Raw genomic sequence first — 22,803 nt, 5'->3', positions numbered from 1 at the left:
CATGCTCATGTCTGCTCGGGTCTCGATCGAGCAATGGCATAGCTTCCTCGAGGACTTCGTGGACGACCCCGACATCATCGAACGCGTCAAGAACATTCCACTGCGGTAGCTATCGGGCGCTTACATTTGAACTTGGCGTATCGCTGGTTCTGTCGGCTCGACTTGGCTGATCCGGTGCCCGACCATTCGACCTTCTCGAAGAACCGGCACGGACGGTTCCGTGAGAGCAATCTGTTCCGACATCTCTTCGAGGCGGTGCTGGCGCGCTGCATCGCCGAGGGCTTGGTGGGTGGCGAGAGTTTCGGGGCGGATGCGTCGCTGATCAAGGCGGATGCCAGCCGTTATACCAAAGCGGATTTCTCGGAATGGTCGGCGGAAGACGGGGCCAGCCGAGCAACGCAGGAATACCTCGACACCCTCGACGACGCGGCTTTCGGCGCAGCCACGCCCGTGAAGCCGAAGGCGATCTCGCCTGCCGATCCCGCCGCACGGTTTACCGGAGCCAACGGTGACAGACCCTTCTTCGCCTACAGCACTAACTACCTGGTGGATCTGGATAATGCGATCATCGTCGACGTCGAGGCTACCGTTCCGATCCGGCAGGCCGAGGTCGGCGCCGTGCGTGACATGCTGACGAGAACCAGAGAGCGGTTCGACCTTCACCCGGACACGCTGGCCGCGGATACGGCCTACGGCACGGCCGAGATGCTCGGCTGGCTCGTCGACGAACAGAACATCGAACCGCACATCCCGGTCTTCGACAAATCCGAGCGCAAGGACGGCGCGTGTCCGGCAACCGACTTCGCCTACGATGAAGCGGCAGACGAGTATCACTGCCCTGGAGGCCATGCACTGAAGCCCTACTGGCGGGACATCTCGAAGGGGCGACCAGAGTTCGGAAAGGACGGCTTCAAGAAATACTTCGCCCGAAAACAGGATTGCGCCGCCTGCGCGCTGAAACCCCGATGCACGCCCAATCAGACGACCCGCAAAATCTCTCGGTCAAGACACGAGCACGCGCGCCAAAAGGCGCGGGAGATCGCCACGACCGACGCATATGTTGCGTCGGGCTATGCTAGGAAGAAAGTCGAGATGCTCTTCGCCCACCTCAAGCGTATACTCGGTCTCGACCGCCTTCGCCTCCGAGGACCGAACGGCGCCAAGGACGAGTTCCACATAGCCGCAACCGTCCAGAACCTCCGCAAACTCGCCTAGCTGAGGCCGTCATCGGCGTGAGACATCAGCAGGAACGCTCTGCCTATCTCGCCGGCCGGAAATTCGGGTCGAGTTTTTCAACACCATCCGCCCATTCGCGACGTTCGGCGTGTGCCGTCTTGGTCGATCTGTTTGCGACCGCAGCAAGACTACCAAGCATGAAGCCGGCGAGATCAGCCGTGTGTAGCGAGCATTTGCGGTATGTGGCGAACTCGACCCAACTGAACCAGTTCCACGCGATCTCCTCATGCCTACGAACCGCGCATGTCCCGCCTCCTGAATCGGGGCAAGAGACACGCATGACATCACTTGCTGATGATCTTGCTTCTTTGGGATGGGAGTTTCAGTCGATTAGACCTTACCATCTCTTGAGAGCTTTGGGCTCTGATCCTACTGGGTCAGTGGACTCGCCGCGCTGCTTGAAGCGGTCTTTGTCACCGGCGCAATTCTTCCCGAGCCGGTGGTCGATCACACAGTCGAAGGTTCTGAGCATCAGCTGTGGCCACTGCGTCGCGGCGATCGAAGAGACCGTCAGGGCGGCGGACCCTGCCGCCGGGGCCGGGCCGCCTGCGATTTGCCATAGAAGACGGTTTCGATCACTGGCGCGCAGAACGAGGCTCTGATCCTGCAGGCTCTTCGCGATGCAGGCTATCCGGCTGTGCAGGCCTGATGGCCCGAGGGTAATTCAAACGTGCCGGGACCGCCGAAGTCGGTCTCGGCATGTGCCGTCAGCCCCCCAGCAGCTTCTTGCGGGCGGTATACTCCTCCGGTTCGATCTCACCGCGGGCGAGGCGCATATCGAGCTCTGCGAGGGCGCTCTGCTGGCTGCGCGAGGCGCTGCCCTGCTCGTGCTGGCGGAAGAACCAAATCACCCCGACAACCACCAGCCCCAGAACGATAAGCCAAAGGATCGGGCCAAAAATCATGGTCGCGCCGTGGCCGTACCCCCAGTCCGTCATGTGGCCGTATCCGTCCGGATCGGCAAGCGCGGGTGTGGCCAAGGTCATAATTGCGAGCGCAAGACGTTTCATCATGTCCTCCCCCAAAAGGAAATGTCATGAGCACAGGGTGATAGCGGAGCGGCCAGACCGCATTGATCCACCGCAAACCGTAAATCATATTCAAAAATCGGAACGCAAAGCCACCCGAACGCATTCCTCCTGCAACGGGGCGCCACCACAACGCCGCGCCCACTCAACCATAGGAGGAAGATGCAATGACCATGCGTTTCGAACAGATCCTCGCCGAAGGGGTGGCCCAATGCTCCTACCTCTTGGGGGACACCGGCAGCGGCACAGCCGCCATCGTCGATCCCCGACCGGATTGCGAGATTTACATAGAACGCGCCAAGGCGCTCGGCCTGACGATCACCCACGTGTTCGAGACCCACATCCATGCAGATTTCCTCTCCGGCGCACGCGAACTGGTGGCCCGGCTCGATGGTGTGCCCGAGCTGTGCGTCAGCGTCGAAGGTGGCGCCGACTACGATTTCGCCCACACCGGCATCCGAGATGGCGACAGTTTCGAGTTCGGCAAACTCCGCTTGGAGGTTCGCCACACGCCCGGCCACACGCCCGAGCATGTCTCGTTTCTTTTGTTCGAAGAGGGTCACGACGATCCCTGGGGCGTGCTCAGCGGCGACGCCTTCTTCGTGGACTCGGTCGGCCGGCCGGACCTATTGGGAGACGACAAGACCGACGAGTTTACCGAGGCGCTGTTCCGCACCACGCAGGAGGTCTACATGGCGCTGCCGGACGGTGTCATCGTCTACCCCTGCCACGGTGCGGGCTCGGCCTGCGGGCCGGACATCGGTGACCGCATGTCCACCACGATCGGCTACGAGAAAGCGCACAACAAATACGTTCAGATCACCGATCTCGAGGCGTTCAAGTCGGAGATGACGCAGGACGCACCGCCGGTGCCGACGCACTATCCGCGTCTGAAAAAGGTCAATGCGGCCGGGCCAGAGGTCATGCACGGGCTGCCGCACTGCGTCGGCAAGACGTCGGACGCGTTCGAGGCGCTGCTTGAAGAGGGTGATGTGCAGCTTCTGGACGTGCGCGACATGCTCGCGTTTGGCGGCGGCTTCATCGAGGGCGCGCTGAATATCGGCCTGCAGCCCGAACTTTCGGTCTGGGCCGGGTGGCTGCTCGATCCCGAGGTTCCCATTGCGCTGGTCACCGAGACCGACGATCAGGTGGCCGAGGCGGTGCAGTTGCTCTGGCGGGTCGGGTACACTCGGTTCGCCGGGTATCTCGCGGGCGGCATCGGGGCTTGGCGCGAAAGCGGCCGTCCGCTCGGGCACATTCGCCAGCTGACGGTGCAGGAACTTCAGAAGAGCGATGTCCGCCCGCTCGATGTGCGCAAGGACGAGGAATGGCGTGGCGGCCACATTCCGAAGGCGCGCCATGCATTCCTTGGTACGCTTGAAGGCGATCTGGACGCGCTCGACCGGGACACGGAATATGCCGCCTATTGCCAGAGCGGCTTTCGCGCCAGCATCGCCGCGAGCCTGATGCACCGCGCGGGCTTTTCGCAGGTCGCCAATGTGCCCGGCAGTTTCGGAGCCTGGCAGGCGCAGGGCTACCCGGTGGAAACCTGAGACTCCGCAGCGACAAGGAGATCAACCCGTGAGCTATACCATCGACAGAACCATCCTCGATGCCACCCTCGCAGAGGTCGACGCGCGCACCCGCGAAGCGCTCAAGGTACAGGGCTTCGGCGTGCTCACCGAGATCGACGTTCAGGCCACCATGAAGAAGAAGCTGGATGAGGACATGCCCGGCTACCTGATCCTCGGCGCGTGCAACCCGAAGATGGCGCATGCGGCGATCGGGCTCGAGCCGAAGGTGGGGGCGATGTTGCCGTGCAATGTCATCTTGCGTCAGGTCGGCTCCGACGTGGAGGTGAGCGCGGTTGATCCACAGGCGTCCATGTCCGCCATCGACAATCCCGAGCTGCTCGGCGTTGCCGGAGAGGTTCGCGCAATGCTCGAGAAGGCGATCGAGGCAATTTAACTTTGCGAAGGCAAGTGGCTTGGGATCACGGGGCGTGTCGCGTTAGGGTCCTCTCCGGCTTCCGGGCGACCTAAGCTTTGCGCCCGAGCGACTGAGACAAAGAACGCCTACGATAAAGAGACCGGGCCTGCGAGCCCGGTCCGCCAACGAGGAGACAGGATGAAGACCCAAGTACTTGCGGCGATGATCGCCGTCACCGCCGCCGGCGCAGCGCTTGCCCATGGTGGCGTCGAGAACGAAACCGTCCTTGCCCGCATGGAAGGGATGAAGGCACTCAGCACCCAGCTCAAGACATTGGGCGCGATGGCCAAGGGCCAGCAGGCCTTCGATGCGGCAGCAGCGCGGGCCGCTCTGGATCGTCTGAGCGAGGAGGCCGCGCAGATCCCGGCCCAGTTTGAAGACGAAGTGATCGTCGAGAAATCCGAGGCCCGTCCCGCGATCTGGCAGAACTGGGAGGATTTTGCGGCCAAGGCTGGCGATTTGCATCAGCGGTCCGCTGCTCTGGAGGTGGCACAGCCCGGCGATCTCGGCCCCGCGCTGCGCGACCTCGGCGGAGCCTGCAAGGCCTGCCACGCGGACTATCGCGAGTAGGGGCGCTTGCGGTCAGGAAAGGCGGGTCCAGGGAACTTCTTGACCTTCCCCCTACTGGAAGCCCAAATCATCGTGGGACACTGACACCCTCGCCGGGAGGTTCCCATGGCCCATGCTCACGACACACATGCCGCCGCGCCGGATGGCGCAGCTAAGGCGGTGACCCGCGATCCGGTCTGCGGCATGACCGTAGACCCCGAGGCGGGCAAGCCCAGCCTTGGACACGATGGGCATCTCTACCACTTCTGTTCCGAGGGTTGCCGCGAGAAGTTCCGCGCCGATCCGGAGGCTTATCTCACTGCAAAAGACCCGGTCTGCGGCATGGAGGTCGACCGTTCTACGGCCGCCCATATGCTGAAGCATGACGGCGAGAAGGTCTACTTCTGCTCCGAGCGCTGCCAGTCAAAGTTCGAGGCGGAGCCAGAGGCCTATCTCGGCAACCGCCCCGCGCCGGAGCCGATGCCCAAGGGCACGAAGTACACCTGCCCGATGCACCCGGAGATCATCCGCGATGCGCCCGGTGACTGCCCCAAGTGCGGCATGGCGCTGGAGCCGATGACCCCCTCGGCGGACAGCGGGCCGAACCCCGAATACGTCGACTTCAAGCGCCGCCTGAAGATCACCGCGCCGCTGGCGGCGCTGGTCTTCGTGCTGGAGATGGGGGCGCACATCGGCATCCCCTTCGCCGACTGGATCGGACATACGCTCTTCGGTTGGCTGCAGTTCGCGCTGGCGACGCCGGTGGTGATCCTCTGCTGGCCGTTCTTCAAGCGGGGCTGGGCCTCGATCGTCAACCGCTCGCCCAACATGTGGACGCTGATCGCGCTCGGCACCGGGGCGGCCTATGTCTTTTCCATCGTTTCCCTGCTGGCGCCCGGCCTCTTCCCCGAGGCGATGCGCGACGAGATGGGCATGACGCCGGTCTACTTCGAGGCGGCGGCGGTGATCCTCGTGCTGGTGCTGGTCGGGCAGGTCATGGAACTGGCCGCGCGCGAGCGCACCGGCGACGCGATCCGCGCGCTTCTCGACCTCGCGCCCAAGACGGCGCGGCGGGTGAGCGATGGAGCGGAAGAGGACGTGCCGCTGGATGAGGTCGCCTCGGGCGACATTCTGCGCGTGCGCCCCGGCGAGAGCGTGCCCGTGGACGGCGTTGTGACCGAGGGGCGCTCTTCGGTGGACGAGAGCATGATCACCGGCGAGCCAGTCCCGGTGGAGAAAGCCGAAGGTGAGCCGGTCACCGGTGGCACGCTCAACAAGACCGGCAGCTTCCTGATGCGGGCCGAGAATGTCGGCTCCGAGACCACGCTGTCGCGCATCGTCGAGATGGTCTCCAAGGCGCAGCGCTCGCGCGCGCCGATCCAGGCGATGGCGGACCGGGTGGCGGCCTATTTCGTGCCTGCGGTGGTCGGCGTGGCGGTGCTGGCCTTCCTCGCTTGGACGGTCTTCGGGCCGTCCCCGGCGCTCTCCTATGCCTTCGTCGCAGCCGTCTCGGTGCTGATTATCGCCTGCCCCTGTGCGCTCGGCCTCGCGACGCCGATGTCGATCATGGTGGCCACCGGGCGCGGCGCGCAGGCAGGCGTGCTGATCCGCGACGCCGAGGCGCTGGAGCGGTTCTCGAAGGTGGGTGTGCTTGTGGTCGACAAGACGGGCACATTGACCGAGGGCAAGCCGACGCTGACCGACGCCGAACCCGGAGAGGGCATGGCGAAGTCCGAATTGCTCGCCCTCGCTGCCGCGCTGGAACGCGGCTCCGAGCACCCGCTCGCCGAGGCGATCACCGCTGGCGCGCGAGAAGCCGGGGCGCCGGAGCGGGAGTCCGCGGACTTCGAGGCGGTCACCGGCAAGGGCGTGACCGGCAGCGTCGGCGGCCAGCGCGTGGCGCTCGGCAATGCGGCGCTGATGGCGGATGAAGGCGTGGACCTCGGCCCGCTCAGGGACCGGGCGAGCGCGCTCCAGAAAGACGGCAAGACCGCCATGTTCGTCGCCGTGGACGGGCGCGCCGCCGGGCTGGTCGCGGTCGCCGACCGGGTGAAGGAGAGCACACCCGAGGCGATCCGGGCGCTGCACGAGGCCGGGCTGCGCATCGTCATGGCCACCGGCGATGCGACGGCCACGGCCGAGGCGGTCGCGCGGGAGCTCAATATCGACGAGGTGCATGCCGAGGTCAGCCCCGAGGACAAGCACGCGCTGATCGAGAAGCTGCGCCGCGAGGGGCTGTCTGTCGCCATGGCTGGCGACGGGGTGAACGACGCCCCGGCGCTGGCTGCCGCCGACGTCGGCATCGCCATGGGCACCGGCGCGGACGTCGCCATGGAGAGCGCTGGCATCACGCTGGTGAAGGGTGATCTCGGCGGCATCGTCCGGGCGCGCCACCTCGCCGAGGCGACCATGCGGAACATCCGGCAGAACCTCTTCTTCGCCTTCGTCTACAACTCGGCGGGGGTGCCGCTGGCGGCGGGCATCCTCTACCCGTTCCTCGGCATCCTGCTCTCGCCCATCGTGGCGGCGGCGGCGATGAGCCTCTCGTCCGTCTCCGTGATCGGCAACGCGCTGCGGCTGCGCGGGGTGAAGCTGTGAGGTGGCTGGGTCTTGCCCTGCTGCTGGTTGCGGTGGCGGGTTGGTATGTTTTCGCCGGGGCCGAAACCGCCCCGGCGGAGACGTCCCAGATCACCGAGGGCAAGGCACTCTACGCCGAGACCTGCGCCGCCTGCCATGGCGCAGACCTTGAAGGCCAGCCGAACTGGCGCAGCCCCGGTCCCGATGGACGGCTGCCCGCGCCCCCGCATGACGCCTCCGGCCACACATGGCATCATCCCGACGAGGTGCTCTTCCGGATCACCAAGCTCGGTACCGCCGCCGTGGTCGGCAACGGCTATGAGAGCAACATGCCGGGCTTCGGTGATCAGCTTACAGACGCGCAGATCGAGGCCATCTTCACCTACATCAAATCGACCTGGCCCGAGGAGTTACGCGCGCATCAGGCGGAGATCTCTGCGCCGCCCGGGTAACGCGCAGGATCACTTTTTCGGGAACCCTCCAGCGCTGGAAGGCCGTTGAGCCTGAGAGCGATAAGCATGGAGGAGCCGATGACCTATTCCCGCTTCGCCCTGATGATCCTCGCCTCGACGGTGATCATGTTCGGGCTGATGTATCTCAACACCTACGCGTTCGAGCATGTCTTCTTCAGCGAGACCCGTGTCTACATGGCAATCGTCATGGGCGCGACCATGGCCTTCGTCATGCTCGCCTTCATGGCGTCGATGTATCCCAGTCGGGTGGTGAATATCGCCATCTTCGCGGCCAGCATCGTCGTCTTCGCCGGCGCGCTGTGGCTGGTGCGCAGCCAGGTGACCGTGAATGGCGCAAGCTACATGCGGGCGATGATCCCCCACCATTCGATCGCCATCATGACCTCCGAGCGAGCAGGTATCGAGGACGCAAGGGTGCGCAAGCTCGCCGACGGCATTGCCACGGCCCAGAAGAAGGAGATCGCTGAAATGCGCGCGCTGATCGCCGATGTCTCCGCCGGAAACGTGGTGCGCGAAATCTACGAGGACCCGCCCGCGCAGCAGGGCAGCCTGCAGGACGCGCTGAGCAACACGCTCCTGTCGACGCTCGATCCGGCGCCGCTGACCCCCGAAGAGGCCGGGGATGCGTTGCCCGAGGGTGAGTCCTGCTCCTTCCGCCGTACCCGCACCGAAGACCCGGTTCTGATAGCCGCCGCCGATGGCAGCGCAGCCGTCACCAAGCTAAACGGCGTCATTCTGCCGCTGGGTGCAGGCGACACCAAAAGTAGCTACGGAACCGAGGGGCTCGAGATGGCGGTCGAGCCGGTCGATGCGCAGCGGTCTGACAGCCAACTCACGTTCCGGCTCGACCCGGGCCCCGAGGCGATCTATCGCGGCTTCTGGTCCTGTTCTGGCTGACATGCAAAGGCTGCGCGGGACGCTGCGCAGGCGGCACCCTCATGCCGCGAACGTGATCTGACGCCGACCCGCGACAGGCGTAGCGTTGCGCCATGACACGGCTTGTGCTTCGCCTTCTACTGCTGACTCTGCTTGGGGTCTGGACCGCGTTGCCGGCAGGTCCGGTGCGCGCCATGGCGTTCAGCGCGCTGTGCTGCGATCACCATGCCAGCGCCACGGCGCATGCGGACCGCTCCGCGCATCAAGCCGCCTTGAGCAATGGCGAGTTGGACGACAAAACCCACGCGCAGATGTGCGAAGCACACTGCCTGCCGGTGGACGCGGCCCGCATCGGTGATCTGACTGGCCCCGGCAAGGCACATGTCTCGCGGGTCGCGGCATCGCGCGTCGATGTCTCCCTGTCGTCTCAGGATTTCGCGCCCTCATCGCCCCCTCCCCGAAGCTGATCTCCACGGGACCCAGTCCCGCATTGCGAAACCTCATTTTCCGGAGATCATCATGACCCGATTTTCCCGCCGCGGCTTTTTGGCCGCTTCTGCCGCCATGTCGGCCTCGCTGCTGCTGCCCGCAAGGGCGCGGGCGGCGACCGACCGGCAATCCCTCACCGCAGGCACCCGCACGATTGAGGTGAATGGCCGCGCCGCCACCGTCATGGGGCTGACCAATGGCACGGGTGGCCAGGGGCTGAGCCTCGATCCGGGCCAGCGTTTTTCCGTCGACCTGGCCAACGGCCTCGATGTGGAGACGATCATCCATTGGCACGGGCAGATCCCGCCCAACGCACAGGACGGCGCCCCCAACACCAACCCGATGCTGAAGGTCGGCGAGCACCGCGCCTATGACTTCGCCCCGCGCCCCGGCACTTTCTGGATGCACAGCCACCTCCCGCAGCAGGAGATCGCCATGCTCGCCGCCCCGCTGATCGTGCGCAGCGCCGAAGATGTTGCTGCCGACCGGCAGGAGGTGGTGATATTCCTGCACGATTTCAGCTTCAAATCCCCCGAGGAAGTGCTGGCCGAGACCTCCGGCAGCACCGGCGGGCACCATGGCGGGGCGCATGCGCCAACCCCGATGGACCATGGTGCCATGCACCACGGCGAGTCCGCGGCCCCGATGGGCGGAATGTCTGGCATGGGAGAGACGGAGGGCATCTCCGGTATGGGCAACATGTCCGGGATGGGCGGCATGGCTAAGATGCCGATGGACCTCAACGATTTCGACTTCGATGCCTATCTCACCAACGACCGCACGCTCGACGATCCGGAGGTCGTAGCGGTCGAGCGCAATGGCCGGGTGAGACTGCGGATCATCAACGGCGCGTCGATGACCGCCTACTGGATCGACACCGGCGGACTGCAGGCCCGGCTGGTCGCGGTGGACGGCGACGCGGTCGCGCCGCTGCCCGGCACGCGCTTTCCCATCGCCTCGGGTCAGCGCATGGAGATCGACCTCGACATGCCCGGTGACGGGCTGGCCCGGCCGGTCCTCGCGCTCCGGGAAGGCGCACACGAACAGACCGGCCTCATCCTCGCACCACAGGGCGCCGCGGTGCCACGCCTGCCGACCCGGACCGAGACCGAGACCCCGCCCGCCGCGGGCGACATGCGGCAGGAGCTTGCCCTGCGCGCGGTCTCGCCCCTCGTGGCCCGGGAGCCGGATGTTCGCCAGATGGTGATGCTCGGTGGCACCATGGACCCCTACGTCTGGACGATCAACCACGCCGTCTGGGAGGAGCACAGGCCAATCACGGTACCCCACGGCGCGCGGGTCGAGATGATGTTCCACAACATGTCGATGATGGCGCATCCGATGCACCTGCATGGCCACGTCTTCCAGGTCGTCGCGGTCGGAGATCAGCCTGTTCAGGGCGCGCTGCGTGACACTGTCTTCGTGCCGGCGATGGGCTCGGTGACGGTCGCCTTCGACGCGGGCGAGGCGGCGCGCTGGATGATGCACTGTCATCACATGGGGCATCTGGCGACAGGTATGATGACCGAGTTGCAGGTGCGGGCCACGGCCTGAGCATGTGACCGGCGGCGCGGGCGGCGCCCCCGCGCCGCCGGTCTTTATCGCTGCGCACGAAAGAGCGTCAGGCCACCTCGATCCAGTTTGTCATCCCCGAGGCGGCATGGCCGAGCATGTGACAATGCAGCAGCCATTTCCCGGGATTGTCGGCGACGAAAGCGATCTCGGCGCTTTCCTGCGGCATGACAAGCACCGTGTCGCGCATCGGGCCCAGAGAGCCATCCGCCGCGATCGTGCGGAAATGCACGCCGTGCAGATGCATCGCGTGCGGGAAGACCGTGTCGTTGACCAGCCGGATGCGCGCGGTCTCCCCCCGCGCGTAGCGGGCAAAAGGCGCATCGCCAAGTCCCACCTGGCCGGCCAGCGCCCAGAACTGCCCGCGCTGCACCAGCTGCTGGAAATCCATGTCCTGCCCCTCGAAGCGACCCGAGGCCATGCCGCGCATCGCGCCGCCTTCCATCCGCATCTCGCGCACTTGCGCGTCAGTGACGCCCGGCACCTCCATTCGCGGGTTCGGCGACAGGGGCGCGGGGGCCGCGCGTGGCGTGGCACTCTTCCGACCGGTCACTGTCACCTCGGCCAGCGCCTGCCAGCTGTCATCATCGGCGTAGCTGAGCAGCGCGGCAGGCGCGCCCTCTTCGGCGGTGACATCGACAATGAGATCGACCCGCTGCGCCGGAGCGAGGATGATCTCGGCGGTCACCGGCTCGGGCTGCGCAAGCGGCATGCCGTCGAGCGCGACCGTCCAGCCCGCCATCCCCTCGAGCCGCAGCACGAAGATCCGCGCGTTGGCGGCGTTGATCAGCCGCAGGCGCAGGCGCTCGTTCTGCTGCGCCTTGAGCGCGAAATCGAACCGGCCATTGATGCCTGTCAGATTGCCCATGCGCCCGGCGTGGCTGCGCATCATCGGGGCGTCAAAATCCCCGGCGAAGCTGCCGGTGTCCGGATCGAGCAGCCAGTCGTCGAGCATCAGCACCTCGTCCCGGTCGACATCGGGCGGCGCGTTCTCCTCGACGATCAGCGCCCCGGCGAGGCCGCGCGCGACCTGCTCCATGGAGTTGGTATGCGCGTGGTACCAGTACGTCCCGGCGTCCGGCAGATCGAAGGCATAGTCGAAGGCGCCGCCCGGCGGCACCGGGTCCTGCGTCAGCCCGGCCACGCCGTCCATCGCATTGTCGATGCGGATGCCGTGCCAATGCACCGACGTCGGCACCTCAAGGTCGTTGACCAGGCGCCGCGAGAGGCGGCTGCCCTGTTGCACGCGGATCTGGGGCCCGGGGAGCAGGCCGTCGTAGCTCCAGACCTCGGTCGCCGGGTAGCCCTCCGGAGCGAGTTGGACGGTGGCCGCGCGCGCCGTTAGGAGAGGCGCCTGCTGCGCCCATGCGGGCCGGATCAGAGGTGCAGTGGCGAGGCTTGCGCAGAAGGCGCGTCGTGTAAAGTTCATCTCAGTTGATCCCGTTGGCGCGTTGCAGCTCTCGGACATAGGTGATTATCGCCTTCACCTCGCCCTGGGTCAGCTGGGGCTGCGGCGGCATATTCCCGAATTTCCAGTGGTGCGCCCGAACACCCTGCTGCGCGGCGAGAACAAAGGCCATGTCGCCATGATGCGACGGCTCGTAAATCTTGTGAACCAGCGGCGGGCCAAAGCCCATCTTGCCAGCGGCGTTCTCGCCGTGGCAGGCGGCGCAGACGGCGTCAAAGCCGCGTCTGCCCAGTTCCGCCTGCTGCGAGAGCGTCTCAGGCAGGGTGACGGGCAACATGGCGGCCCCCTCCGGCGGCGCGGCGGTCTCGGGTGTGGCGGGCCAGAAGGCGTATCCGATGGCCCCGATGCAGAGGGCACCGAGGGCGGGAATGAGGTATTTCTTCATGATCAGGTCCTGACGTGGGGCCGGTGTGACCGGCCCGGATAGCTGGAATGCCGGATGTGGCCCGGCCGCTTCAAGCCCATCAGGCCCGCGGCGGTGGGGGCTCTGCAGATGTGCTGATCGAGCTGCCGCAGGTCGCCTCCGGGAGGCAGACAGCCAGCGCCTCGGTCGGTGGAAGGCAGAGGTCATGCAGCAAGGGTGTTTCGGCGTTGGCACAGCAGGCCGAGGCATGCCCACAAACCCCGTCCGAATGCGGTGCCATGCCGCCCTCCGTCTCACAGCAGGCGCTGTCACGCGTCAGCGGCGAAGGGCCTCCGCCCAGTGCCGAGATCGGCCCGGCGAAGATCGCCGCGAGCAGAATGATGAGCCAAGCGAGACGCAAGTGACCTCCTCCGTTGCGATCTTATCGCCGGGGTTCGCCAAGACAGTCAAGCGCGCGGCCGATAGAACTGTGCGGACGCGCTGGAGCTCTGCTGGACAGCGCGATGCCCACGGTGGGCCTGAGCCAGTTCAGAAAGTGCGAGCACGGCATTCAGATTGCGCAGGTGCAGTGAACGGCAGCAAGGTCCGCGAAGCCGCGGCTCTCTCTGCGCCGTCGCACGACGGCTCAGCGCCCTTTCGCGTAGTTCAGGCGATCAGGGAATTCGCGGATGCTGCAAGCGTAGACCTTTTGGGCCGAGACTTTCTTGATTGCTTTAACTTGGCAAGCCCGTGATGCAGTGAATTCCTCCACGAGCTGACTTCCCGGCCCTTGAAGGCCATCACAGGCATCGCCACTTCCATCCGCAATGCGCCGGCTGATCGGCGTCGGAGTTCAACATGGTCGAGACTTGGCTGCCGCTCATCGCGGGGTTTGTGTTGCTGGTTGCTGGCGGCGAGTTGCTGGTGCGAGGAGCGGTGCAGGCCGCGGAGCGGCTGGGTGTCTCACCTCTGGTCATCGGCCTCACGCTCGTCGGCTTCGGAACCTCAATGCCGGAGCTTGTGACCTCGGTGCAGGCCGGGCTCAGCGGCTCGCCCGGGATTGCCTATGGCAATATCGTCGGCTCCAACATTGCCAACATCCTGCTGATCGGCGGTATCTCGGCGTTGATCTGCCCGGTGATCGTTGCCGAGGCTGCGCTCCGGCGTGATGCGGCGCTGATGCTCGGGGTGGCGGTGCTCTTCGCGGCGCTGGCGCTCGCACTGCCCATGGGCCGCCTTCTCGGCGCGGTCTTTATCGCGGGTCTGGTCACCTACATCGTCATGGTCATTCGGCAGGAGCGCGCAACGGGCGAACACGGCGCGATCCACGACAAGAGCGTGGCCCTGCTACAGGCCGATCCGGGCCTTGGCGCCCCCTCACGTCGCCAGGGGCTGATCCTGCCGATGGTGCTCGCGCTTGCCGGGCTCGGCCTCGTGGTGCTTGGCGGCGCGCTGCTGGTCGATGGGGCGGTCGCGCTGGCCCGCGCCTTCGGCATCGGCGAGACGGTGATCGGCCTGACCATCGTTGCGGTCGGCACGTCGATGCCAGAGCTTGTGACCTCGGTGATCGCCGCGCTGAAGCGGCAGGGGGATGTGGCCTTCGGCAATATCGTCGGCTCCAACATCTACAACATCCTCGGCATCGGGGGCACCACGGCGCTGATCGCGCCGGGCGCGGTGCCGTCCGAGATCACCGCCTTCGATGCGCCGCTGATGGTGGGCGTGAGCGCCTTGCTCGTGGTCTTCGCAGCGACCGCGCGCCGGATCGACCGCTGGGAGGGGCTGGCGCTGCTCGCGGGCTACGGCGCTTATCTCTACCTGCTCTGGCCCTGAGCCCTACGGCTGCAGCGGCCAGAACACCGGGGCCAGCAGCACCGTCACCACGCCGGCCATGATGTTCATCGGCAGGCCCAGACGCAGGAAGTCGGTGAAGCGGTAGCCGCCGGCGTTGTAGACCATCGTGTTGGTCTGATAGCCGATCGGGGTCGCAAAGCTGGCGCTCGCGCCGAACATGACGACCACGACGAAGGCCCGCGGGTCCAGCCCCAGTGCCTGCGCCACGCCGACGGCAATCGGGGTCATGATCACCGCGACCGCATTGTTCGTCACCACCTCGGTCAGCAGCGAGGTCACCGCGTAGATCAGCGCCAGCGCGAGGATTGGGCTGAGCTGCGCCAGCGGCCCCGACAGCCCGCTCACGATCAGTGCCATGGCGCCGCTGCGCTCCATCGCGGTGCCCAGCACCAGCATGCTGACGATCAGCAGCAGCAGGCGGCCATCGATGGCGCCGATGCCCTCGTCCGGCTCGACGCAGCGGGTCAGTAGGACGATGGCCGCGCCGATGATCGCCAGTGGCAGGATCGGCGCAAGCTCAAGCGCCGCGCCCAGCACGACCATGGCCAACACCGCCAGCGCGATCGGTGCCTTGCTGCGCCGGAACGCGCGGGCCTGCAACGGTGCCAGCAGGATCACATCCTCGTCCCGCGCGAGCCGCGCGATGTCCTCGGCGGGCCCATCCAGAAGCACCGTATCGCCCGGGTTCAGCTGCAGCCGGTCCTCCAGCAGATCACGCGCGCTGCCCTTGCGGTGCAGCGCGATGGGGTAGACGCCGTGGCTGCGCCGCCAGCCAAGCTCCGCGACCGCGCCCTTGCGGTCCTTCACCAATGCTTCGACCACTTGATGACGCCGCGCATTCGCGGGCTCGAGACCGGCAATGGCAAGGCTGCGCGAGCTCTCGCCCCGGTAGCCCGCCACCTCTGTGTCGGAGGTATGCAGCACCACCCGGTCGCCGGGGTGCAGCACCTCGGCCTGAAGGCTGTGCCGCAGCGAGACATCCTCGCGTATGAGGTCCACCAGCCGGGTGGCGCTGCGCCGGAAATCGGGAATGTCACTCACCTTCCGGCCGATCAGCGGCGAGGTCGCGGGCACGAAAAGCTCGACCCGCCACGACCGTCCGCTGCGCGGCGGCTGCATCTCGGCCAGCGCCAACCGCTCGGGCAGCAGGCGCGGCGCGGCCACGGCAAGAAAGAGGCTGCCCAGCAAAGCCAGCGCGATGCCGAGCGGGGCAATCTCGAAGAGTGAGAAAGGCGCCAGATCGAGATCGCGGGCGACCCCGTCCACAAGGATGTTCGTCGAGGTGCCGATAAGCGTGCAGGTGCCGCCCATGATCACCACGAAGCTGAGCGGCATGAGGAGCCGCGAGGCGCTGGTGCCAAGCTGGCGGGCCAGTCCGAAGACCACCGGGATCAGGATCATCACCACCGGCGTGTTGTTCATGAAAGCCGAGGCAATCGCCGCCAGCGCAAAGAAAAGCAGGATCGTCCGCCGCGGATGCCGCAGCATGCCGCGCCCCAGCCATTCAGCCACCGCTTCGAGCACCCCGGTGCGCACCAGCGCGGCGCTCAGCACGAACATCGCGCCGATGGTGGCCGGGGCGGAGTTGCTCAGCGCCTTGAGCACATCGTCGGTGCTCACGAGGCCGAGCAGCAGCGCCACGGCCACACCGCCAAGGGCGGTGACCTCGGCGGCGAAGCGCTCGGTCAGGAACAGGGAAAAGACGGCAGCCACCAGAAGAAGGGCGCCCTGAGGCGTGTAGGAGCCGAGATCGAAAAGCATGGGAGGCACCCGGATAAACGCCGCGCTGGAAGGGCGCCGTCGGCAAGGCGCAGGTGGCGCGGGCTCTCGGCCCGCCGCACCCTCTTTGTGACGGTCAACCATGCCACCGATTGAGGTACGCGAGAATAGGGATTCTCAGCGCGCGCGCTGCCGGATCGCAAGCCTCCATTTTGCGGGAGTATATGCCCTTTGCAACGCGAGGGCTTGGAGCGATAGGGCACAAGGCCTACGATGGCATTATCAGCGATACGGAGGGGGGCAGAATCCGCCCACCCGGTCCCCATTTCACCCCAGTCGAAGGCCTGGGAATGAACCAGAGTTGACAGGGCTTTCCGCCAAAGCCGAGATCACCAGACAAAGTCCTAACGCGGCCAGAAGCGTGGCGCCCAAGATCACTCCCCGGGCCATACCTTGCTCCAATCCTGTGCCATGTCGACGATCAGCCAGCCGCGGTCTTCGCCTTCATCGAGGCCCCGGGCGAGTTGGCCGACATTGCTGTCCCGGTCATAAGCAAACTCCCGATCCGCGTCGGTGTGATGAACCAGCATCCCGAACCGGGCACCATCGCCAGCCGTGGTGTATTCGAGCATCTGGAAGTCACCATCCGAGTTTCCCGCAGCGAAGATCGGGCGCTGCCCGATGTGGCGCATGATCCCGGCCGGCTTGCCTTCCTTGTCATCGAGGAACTTGATGCCGCCATTCTTCGTCAAGGCGGGCCCGCCATCGGCCACCTCGTAGGTGGTGTCGCCCTCAGTCCCGACGATCTGCCAGGGCGGGATGCCATAGGTGTCCTCAGCAAAGGCGCGGATGAAGTCGATGCCGCCGCCCGAGACGATGTAGGTGGTGAACCCCTCGTCGCGCAGGTAGCTCAGGAGCTCGAGCATGGGCTGGTAAATCATCTCGCCGAAGGGCATGTCCGTCGATGGGTGTACGGCGCTTTCCAGCCACGCGCCCGCGCTGGATTGGAAGTCTTCGACGCTGACACCCGAGTGAGAGAAGTTGATCACCTCGAGAAGCCCCTCCATGCCGCCCGCAAGGATGCCTTCGAGGTCGCCCTCTGCGCCTGCCTTCAGGGCATCTGAGGTCAGGATCGATGGGTCGCTCGCGGCTTTCTCCTTCAGGACATCGATCGCGTAGAGCAGTTGGAAATAGACCGGCTGCTCGGCCCAGAGCGTGCCATCGTTGTCGAAGGTCGCAATACGATCCTCTGCAGGCACAAAATCTCTGAGGTCGGATCGGTCACCTCTTCCACAAAGTCGATGATGGCCGCCTTCGCATCGGTGTCGTTCCAGAACGGCTGCGGGTCGGCGTACGCGGCGACGGCCACAAGTGATAGACAGGTGGCAACGGGAAGCGGGTGCATGGCAAACGACCTTTCGCAGGAAATTGCAATGGTAGAATTTGGGTCGGCCCTGCGCTTGCTGCACAGGGCCGACGTTCTCAAACATCACGAGCCAGCGGTCATTGCGTGCCGCCTGCTTGCGAGAGCTTCTCCATAACCTTGTCGAGGCTGAAGGAAGCCGCTTCTTGACGCGGCGGGAATTCCTGGAAGGTTTCGAGGAAGTTCGCCACATAGGACTGCGCCGGTACCAGCATGTAGGCTCGGTCGAGCATCCAGTCGTAGTAGGTGTTCGAGGTCCGGTAGCCACGCTCGTAGGGATCGCGGCGCAGGTTGAAGATCAGCGGCGTGCGCAGGGGCGTCAGCGGCTCGATCCAGGCGCGGAACGTGCTCCAAGCCTTTTGCTCCAGGAAGGTGATCTTCCAATCGGCATAGCGCAGAGCCATCAGATCGCCATCATCGGAGAAATAGAAGATCTCCTTTCGCGGGCTCTCCTCGGTTTCACCGGTCAGCAATGGCAGGATGTTGTAGCCGTCGAGGTGGACCTTGTAGTCACGACCCTCGCCAACTTCGGCGACAGTGATGCCGTCGAGCAGGTCGTCCTTGATCGTTTCGTTCCCGGCGGCGGCAAGGAAGGTCGGCAGCCAGTCCATGTGGTGGACGATCTCGTTGACGACCTCGTCCTCGGGGATGTGACCCGGCCAGCGCACCATCGCGGGCACACGCCAGGCGCCTTCCCAGTTGGTGTTCTTTTCACCCCAGAAGGGCGTCATCCCCGCATCCGGCCAAGTGTTCATATGCGGGCCGTTGTCGGTGGAGTAGAAGACGATCGTGTTGTCGGCGATACCAAGCTCATCGAGCTTGTCGAGGAACACGCCGATATCAGCGTCATGCTCGAGCATGCCGGCTGTATATTCGTCGACCGGTTTGCCGACGATCTCGTTGGCCAGTGCCCGGTTCTCTTCACTGACGTGCGTGCGGAAGTGCATGCGGGTGCCGCTCCACCACACGAACCAAGGCGTACCCTGCTCGTTGGCGCGCTCGATGAAGTCGATCGCCGCAGCAGAGGTCTCGTCATCCACGGTTTCCATACGCGCCTTCGTGAGCGGTCCGGTATCCTCGATTTCACCGTCAGCGTAGGAATGAATGACGCCACGGGGGCCGAAGGCTTCCCGGAAAGTCTGTCCGTCGCCGATCATCATGTCGGCCGGGTAGTCCTCGTTCTCGGGCTCTTCCTCGGCGTTGAGGTGGTAGAGGTTGCCGAAGAACTCGTCGAACCCATGGTTGGTCGGCAGGTGCTCGTCGCGGTCGCCGAGGTGGTTTTTTCCGAACTGACCGGTGGCGTACCCCTCGGCCTTGAGCAGGCCCGCGATGGTCGGATCCTCGACCTGCATGCCCTCCTGTGCGCCGGGCAGACCCACTTTGGACAGGCCGGTGCGGAACACCGACTGGCCCATGATGAAGGAGGAACGGCCGGCGGTGCAGGATTGCTCACCGTAGTAGTCGGTGAAGATCATGCCCTCTTTGGCGATCCGGTCGATGTTGGGCGTCTCGTAGCCCATCAGCCCCCGCGTGTACGCGGAAATGTTGGACTGGCCGACATCATCGCCCCAGATCACCAGAATGTTCGGTTTCGTGGCGGTGGCTGTGTCTTGAGCCGCAACTGGCACGCTCGACACCACGACTGCGGCCAAGGTGGCTAACAATCTATGTGTTTGATTTTTTGGTAACATAACTGTCTCCCTGTCTGCGAAATTCTTTCGGTGCAGCCCTGGGGCCGACGTCAAACACACCGATGCCACCAAACAGATCTTGCACCGTATGCGCAGCTTGGCTGCCGCCGCGTCAGCGGAATAGTTGGACCAAGTACCTACCTCACCCGCGGGCGGGTGGCTTCAGACGTCGAGCAGCGCCGCGAGCACCATCCGCGAAATCGGCTTGGCGATGTAGGTAGTGGCCCCCGCATTGAGACAGGCTTCTCGCGCTCCGCCGATGTCGCGACCCGTCATCACAGCGATACGCAGGTCGGGCGTACGCGCCACGAGCTTTGAAATAAGGTCGGCCCCGCCGATCCCGGGCAGGTGGAGGTTGAGTAACATGACCGCCGGAGATTGGGGCTCCTCGCTGGCAAGCAGAGCTTCTCCACTGTCGAAGGTGTAGACGGAAAACCCCAGAGATCGGACGGCACGGGACAGCGCCCGGCTGACGGCCGCGTCATCTTCGACGATCAGGACAACTCTGGGTTTCAGCTCCATTCGGCAACTCTACGCAGTGCCGGCCGATCCTCATAGTTGCCCTCTGGGCCTACATCATGGCGCATCAATTCGTCTGGTGACGCTGACGCGTACGAGCTCGGCAATCGTGCGCACTCCCATCTTCTTCATCACCCGGGCCCGGTGGACCTTTACCGTCTTCTCGGCGAGGCCAAGCTCATGCGCGATTTGCTTGTTCAGGCTGCCGGCAACCACCGCTTCCAGCACTTCTGTCTCGCGGGGCGTTAGGCTCTGAAGCCGCTGCTCGTACCTCGCGGTGCCGTGCCTGTCTGCCTGCGTCTCGCTCACCCGCGTCTTGGCGGCGGCAATCGCGTCCAGGAGTTGGTCCGTCTGCACGGGCTTCGTCAGGAAATCGAAGGCCCCCTCCTTCATGGCCTTTACCCCCATACCGATGTCACCGCGCCCGGTGAGAAACGTCACCGGAAACGCCGGCAGGATCGCCGCAATCTTTTCCTGAAGTTCGAAGCCGTTCATTCGCGGCAGATACATGTCGAGGATGGCGCAGCCCGGAACATCGTGATCGAAATCGTTGAGAAACGCCTCGGCGCTCGCATGGGAACGGACGCCATATCCCGCGATCGAGACCAGCCGCGAGAGGGCCCGGCGGATGCTCTCGTCGTCGTCCACGATATGAACGAGGAAGGGTTCAGTCGCGTCGTCGCTCATGGCGGCGGCAGGGCAAGTTCGATGCGCGCCCCGTCCCTTGTGCTGCTGACGAAGCGGAGCGTGCCGCCATGCGCCTCGGCAATAGACTGGCTGATCGAAAGGCCCAGCCCCATGCCCTGCGACTTGGACGTCGCGAAGGGCTTGAATGGATTGTCGCGCAAGTCTTCAGGCAGACCGGGGCCGTTGTCGGCCACCGAAAGCACGCGCCGGTCGAGTGCATCAAGACCGGTGGAAATGGTCATGTGGCGCTTGTCCTGTTCGGCCATCGCATCTGCCGCGTTGATGACGAGATTGAGCAGCACTTGCTGCAATTGCTGGACGTCCGCCTTTACCATGAGCTGATCCCGAGACAGCCGCAACTGCACCGTGACACCGCGCGCAAGCATCTCATTGGAGACGAGCCTTAAAGTCGATTGCACCACCTTGTTGAGATCTGCGTCCTCGAAGCCGCCGGCACCGCTTCCCATGAGACGCCGTAGATTGACGATGACAACTGCGGCGCGCCGGTCATCTTCAGCGATGTCACGGAGCACCTCGCCAACTTCGGCCAGGTCTGGCGGGTCCTGCGCGAGCAGGGCGGAACCCGCCTCGGCATTGGCGAGGATCGAGGTCAGGGGCTGGTTGAGCTCATGCGCGATGGCACCGGACAGCTCACCAAGCTGGGCGATACGCGACAGCCTCGCCATTTCAATGCGGCGCCGGGAGAGTTCTTCGGCGCTTCGGCGCCGATGGCGGTCTATGACGATCAGCGCCGCGATCGTGCTGGACTGGAGCAGAATGATCGCCAGGGCTCCGATGATCTGCATCCTGTAGCGCTGCCAGACGCCCGGATCGTAGTACAGAAGAACGCTCTCCGGCGGGCGCCGTGAGACTGTCCGGAATTCTGTGCCCCGGCGCGTTGATTACGCCATTGGGAAGCGGTCCTCGAACATGATGGCGAGCTGGCTTTTCACTGCGTGCCACTCGCGCACCGAGCGCTTCCACTCCTGAGAAGTAGCATTCAGGGCCAGATAGATCAATTTCGCCGCCGCTTCGTCGCTGGGGAAATGCCCCCGTGTGCGGACGGCCCGGCGGATCTTCGAATTCAGCGCCTCTACGGCATTCGTCGTATAGATCAGCCTGCGGACCTCGGATGGATAGTCGAGGAACGGGATCACCTCAGTCCAGGCCCGTCGCCAGCTCGGCGCGATTGCCGGGTAGCGGGCGGCCAGATCGCTCTCCTCGAAGTCGGTCAGCGCGGCGTCGGCGGCTGCCGCGTCGACGGCGGAGTAGACCGCCTTCAGCGCCACTGCCACGGCCTTGCGGTCCTTGTAGCTGGCGAAGCTCATAGAATGGCGCAGAAGATGCACGATGCACGTCTGAACCTGGGTTTGTGGGAAGGCGGCCTCGATGGCCTGGGGGAAGCCCTTGAGGCCGTCCACGACCGCGATCAGGATGTCCTGCACCCCGCGATTGCGCAGGTCGTTGAGAACCTTGGCCCAGAACTTGGCGCCCTCATTGGCCTGAAACCATAGCCCCAGCACGTCCCTCGTGCCGTCCGGGAGGATAGCCAGGGCAACGAAGACTGCCTTGTTCGAGACCGCGCCATCGCTGCGGATATTGACCCGGATCGCGTCCATGAACACCACCGGATAGCAGGGCTCGAGCGGACGGTTCTGCCAAGCCGTGACCTCGTCCATCACCGCATCGGTGATCGCCGATATCAAGCTCGGGGAGGCCTCGATGCCGTAGGTCTCCTCAATGTGTCCCTGGATTTCGCGGGTCGTCATCCCGCGCGCATACATGGAAATGATCTTGGTATCGAACTCCGGGAAACGGCGCTGGTACTTGGCGATCAGCACCGGATCGAAGCTGCCGTTGCGGTCCCGAGGGATGTCCAACACGACCTTGCCGCTGTCGGTGGTGACCGTTTTCTGGCTGCTACCGTTCCGCCGGTTCGGAGCCTGAGACGCCCCTTCCGCTGGTGGGTCAGCTCGTTCCTCGGTCAGATGTTCTTCCAGCTCGGCACTCAGGGCGCGCTCCGCCAGCGCCTTGGTCAGCTCGGCGAGAACACCGTCCTTGCCGAAAAGGTTCCCGGCCGATCGGCCTTTCATCAGCTGGTCCAGAAGGTCTTTGTCGATGCTCATACGTGGGTCTCCTCATTTCAGAGTTACCACGCCGGGGCACAGAATTCCGGACAGTCTCCGACAGCGAGGTAAGCGAAGCCCTCCTGCGTCCGTATGTAGGTTCTTTAATTGATCCCCTGCGCTCGTTCAGTTTGTCGTTCCGGTCGGCCGCCTGCAAGGTTCTTTCCGAAGTCATCCGCGAAGG

At 64.9% G+C, this 22,803-nt stretch carries 20 protein-coding genes and 1 pseudogene; 10 read left to right on the top strand and 11 right to left on the bottom strand.

The genetic code is table 11. The features are described from left to right. Positions 1-120: 120 nt before the first annotated feature. Positions 121-1,215: pseudogene (locus ACXAJT_RS26685) on the top strand (transposase); the annotation flags it as partial. 728 nt (positions 1,216-1,943) lie between these two features. Here ACXAJT_RS26685 and ACXAJT_RS26680 read toward each other — a convergent pair. Further along, positions 1,944-2,246 (bottom strand): SHOCT domain-containing protein, encoded by a 303-nt coding sequence (locus ACXAJT_RS26680; RefSeq protein WP_475241743.1) that lies wholly within the window; start codon positions 2,244-2,246, stop codon positions 1,944-1,946. Positions 2,247-2,431: 185 nt separating this feature from the next. Here ACXAJT_RS26680 and ACXAJT_RS26675 point away from each other — a divergent pair, with 185 nt between their 5' ends. The 8 genes from ACXAJT_RS26675 to ACXAJT_RS26640 all read left to right on the top strand — a co-directional run bounded on the left by ACXAJT_RS26675 (position 2,432) and on the right by ACXAJT_RS26640 (position 10,771). Next, positions 2,432-3,817, top strand: coding sequence for an MBL fold metallo-hydrolase (locus ACXAJT_RS26675; RefSeq protein WP_475241739.1), 1,386 nt, complete (start codon positions 2,432-2,434; stop codon positions 3,815-3,817). A 28-nt stretch (positions 3,818-3,845) separates the two neighbouring features. Further along, positions 3,846-4,232 (top strand): DUF302 domain-containing protein, encoded by a 387-nt coding sequence (locus tag ACXAJT_RS26670; protein ID WP_475241737.1) that lies wholly within the window; start codon positions 3,846-3,848, stop codon positions 4,230-4,232. A gap of 159 nt (positions 4,233-4,391) precedes the next feature. Then, on the top strand, positions 4,392-4,823 hold the full coding sequence (locus tag ACXAJT_RS26665) for a c-type cytochrome (RefSeq protein WP_475241735.1): 432 nt from the start codon (positions 4,392-4,394) through the stop codon (positions 4,821-4,823). A gap of 105 nt (positions 4,824-4,928) precedes the next feature. Next, positions 4,929-7,400, top strand: a complete 2,472-nt coding sequence (locus tag ACXAJT_RS26660) for a heavy metal translocating P-type ATPase (RefSeq protein ID WP_475241733.1) — start codon at positions 4,929-4,931, stop codon at positions 7,398-7,400. Then, positions 7,397-7,831, top strand: coding sequence for a c-type cytochrome (locus ACXAJT_RS26655; RefSeq protein ID WP_475241731.1), 435 nt, complete (start codon positions 7,397-7,399; stop codon positions 7,829-7,831). The genes ACXAJT_RS26660 and ACXAJT_RS26655 overlap by 4 nt, the downstream gene beginning before the upstream one ends. 78 nt (positions 7,832-7,909) lie before the next feature. Then, entirely contained in the window at positions 7,910-8,749 is an 840-nt protein-coding gene (locus ACXAJT_RS26650) for a DUF6692 family protein (protein ID WP_475241728.1), read from the top strand. Between the two features lie 173 nt (positions 8,750-8,922). Continuing rightward, positions 8,923-9,195 (top strand): hypothetical protein, encoded by a 273-nt coding sequence (locus ACXAJT_RS26645; protein WP_475241726.1) that lies wholly within the window; start codon positions 8,923-8,925, stop codon positions 9,193-9,195. A gap of 52 nt (positions 9,196-9,247) precedes the next feature. After that, positions 9,248-10,771, top strand: a complete 1,524-nt coding sequence (locus tag ACXAJT_RS26640; protein ID WP_475241724.1) for a multicopper oxidase family protein — start codon at positions 9,248-9,250, stop codon at positions 10,769-10,771. 67 nt (positions 10,772-10,838) lie between these two features. Here ACXAJT_RS26640 and ACXAJT_RS26635 read toward each other — a convergent pair whose 3' ends face one another. The 3 genes from ACXAJT_RS26635 to ACXAJT_RS26625 all read right to left on the bottom strand — a co-directional run bounded on the left by ACXAJT_RS26635 (position 10,839) and on the right by ACXAJT_RS26625 (position 13,021). Further along, the gene (locus ACXAJT_RS26635; RefSeq protein ID WP_475241722.1) at positions 10,839-12,218 is read right to left on the bottom strand and encodes a multicopper oxidase family protein; all 1,380 of its coding nucleotides are present in this window, start codon (positions 12,216-12,218) and stop codon (positions 10,839-10,841) included. Position 12,219: 1 nt separating this feature from the next. Next, on the bottom strand, positions 12,220-12,642 hold the full coding sequence (locus ACXAJT_RS26630) for a c-type cytochrome (RefSeq protein WP_475241720.1): 423 nt from the start codon (positions 12,640-12,642) through the stop codon (positions 12,220-12,222). A gap of 79 nt (positions 12,643-12,721) precedes the next feature. Beyond that, positions 12,722-13,021, bottom strand: a complete 300-nt coding sequence (locus ACXAJT_RS26625) for a hypothetical protein (RefSeq protein ID WP_475241718.1) — start codon at positions 13,019-13,021, stop codon at positions 12,722-12,724. Between the two features lie 437 nt (positions 13,022-13,458). Between ACXAJT_RS26625 and ACXAJT_RS26620 the strand changes: the two genes are divergently transcribed. Further along, positions 13,459-14,433: a calcium/sodium antiporter gene (locus ACXAJT_RS26620; RefSeq protein WP_475241716.1), complete on the top strand. Its 975-nt coding sequence runs from the start codon at positions 13,459-13,461 to the stop codon at positions 14,431-14,433. A 3-nt stretch (positions 14,434-14,436) separates the two neighbouring features. On the opposite strand, the gene ACXAJT_RS26615 is transcribed toward ACXAJT_RS26620, so the two are convergent. The 7 genes from ACXAJT_RS26615 to ACXAJT_RS26585 all read right to left on the bottom strand — a co-directional run bounded on the left by ACXAJT_RS26615 (position 14,437) and on the right by ACXAJT_RS26585 (position 22,619). Continuing rightward, positions 14,437-16,215, bottom strand: a complete 1,779-nt coding sequence (locus ACXAJT_RS26615) for an SLC13 family permease (RefSeq protein ID WP_475241714.1) — start codon at positions 16,213-16,215, stop codon at positions 14,437-14,439. Between the two features lie 392 nt (positions 16,216-16,607). Beyond that, complete coding sequence (locus ACXAJT_RS26610; protein ID WP_475241712.1) at positions 16,608-17,432, bottom strand: HAD family hydrolase; 825 nt, start codon at positions 17,430-17,432, stop codon at positions 16,608-16,610. A 244-nt stretch (positions 17,433-17,676) separates the two neighbouring features. Then, positions 17,677-19,287, bottom strand: a complete 1,611-nt coding sequence (locus ACXAJT_RS26605) for an arylsulfatase (RefSeq protein WP_475241709.1) — start codon at positions 19,285-19,287, stop codon at positions 17,677-17,679. Between the two features lie 162 nt (positions 19,288-19,449). Continuing rightward, positions 19,450-19,809 carry a response regulator transcription factor gene (locus tag ACXAJT_RS26600; RefSeq protein WP_475241706.1) on the bottom strand — a complete coding sequence of 120 codons (360 nt, stop codon included), beginning with the start codon at positions 19,807-19,809 and terminating at the stop codon, positions 19,450-19,452. 54 nt (positions 19,810-19,863) lie between these two features. Further along, the gene (locus ACXAJT_RS26595; RefSeq protein ID WP_475241703.1) at positions 19,864-20,493 is read right to left on the bottom strand and encodes a response regulator transcription factor; all 630 of its coding nucleotides are present in this window, start codon (positions 20,491-20,493) and stop codon (positions 19,864-19,866) included. Beyond that, on the bottom strand, positions 20,490-21,299 hold the full coding sequence (locus ACXAJT_RS26590) for a sensor histidine kinase (protein ID WP_475241700.1): 810 nt from the start codon (positions 21,297-21,299) through the stop codon (positions 20,490-20,492). Before ACXAJT_RS26590 ends, ACXAJT_RS26595 begins: the two co-directional genes overlap by 4 nt. A gap of 96 nt (positions 21,300-21,395) precedes the next feature. Continuing rightward, positions 21,396-22,619, bottom strand: coding sequence for an IS256 family transposase (locus ACXAJT_RS26585; protein ID WP_475241698.1), 1,224 nt, complete (start codon positions 22,617-22,619; stop codon positions 21,396-21,398). Positions 22,620-22,803 lie beyond the last annotated feature (184 nt).

The organism is Salipiger sp. ABF4_146 (assembly GCF_056161345.1).
Note: the sequence above shows the minus strand (reverse complement) of the source record. Positions and strands in the feature narration are given on the sequence as shown.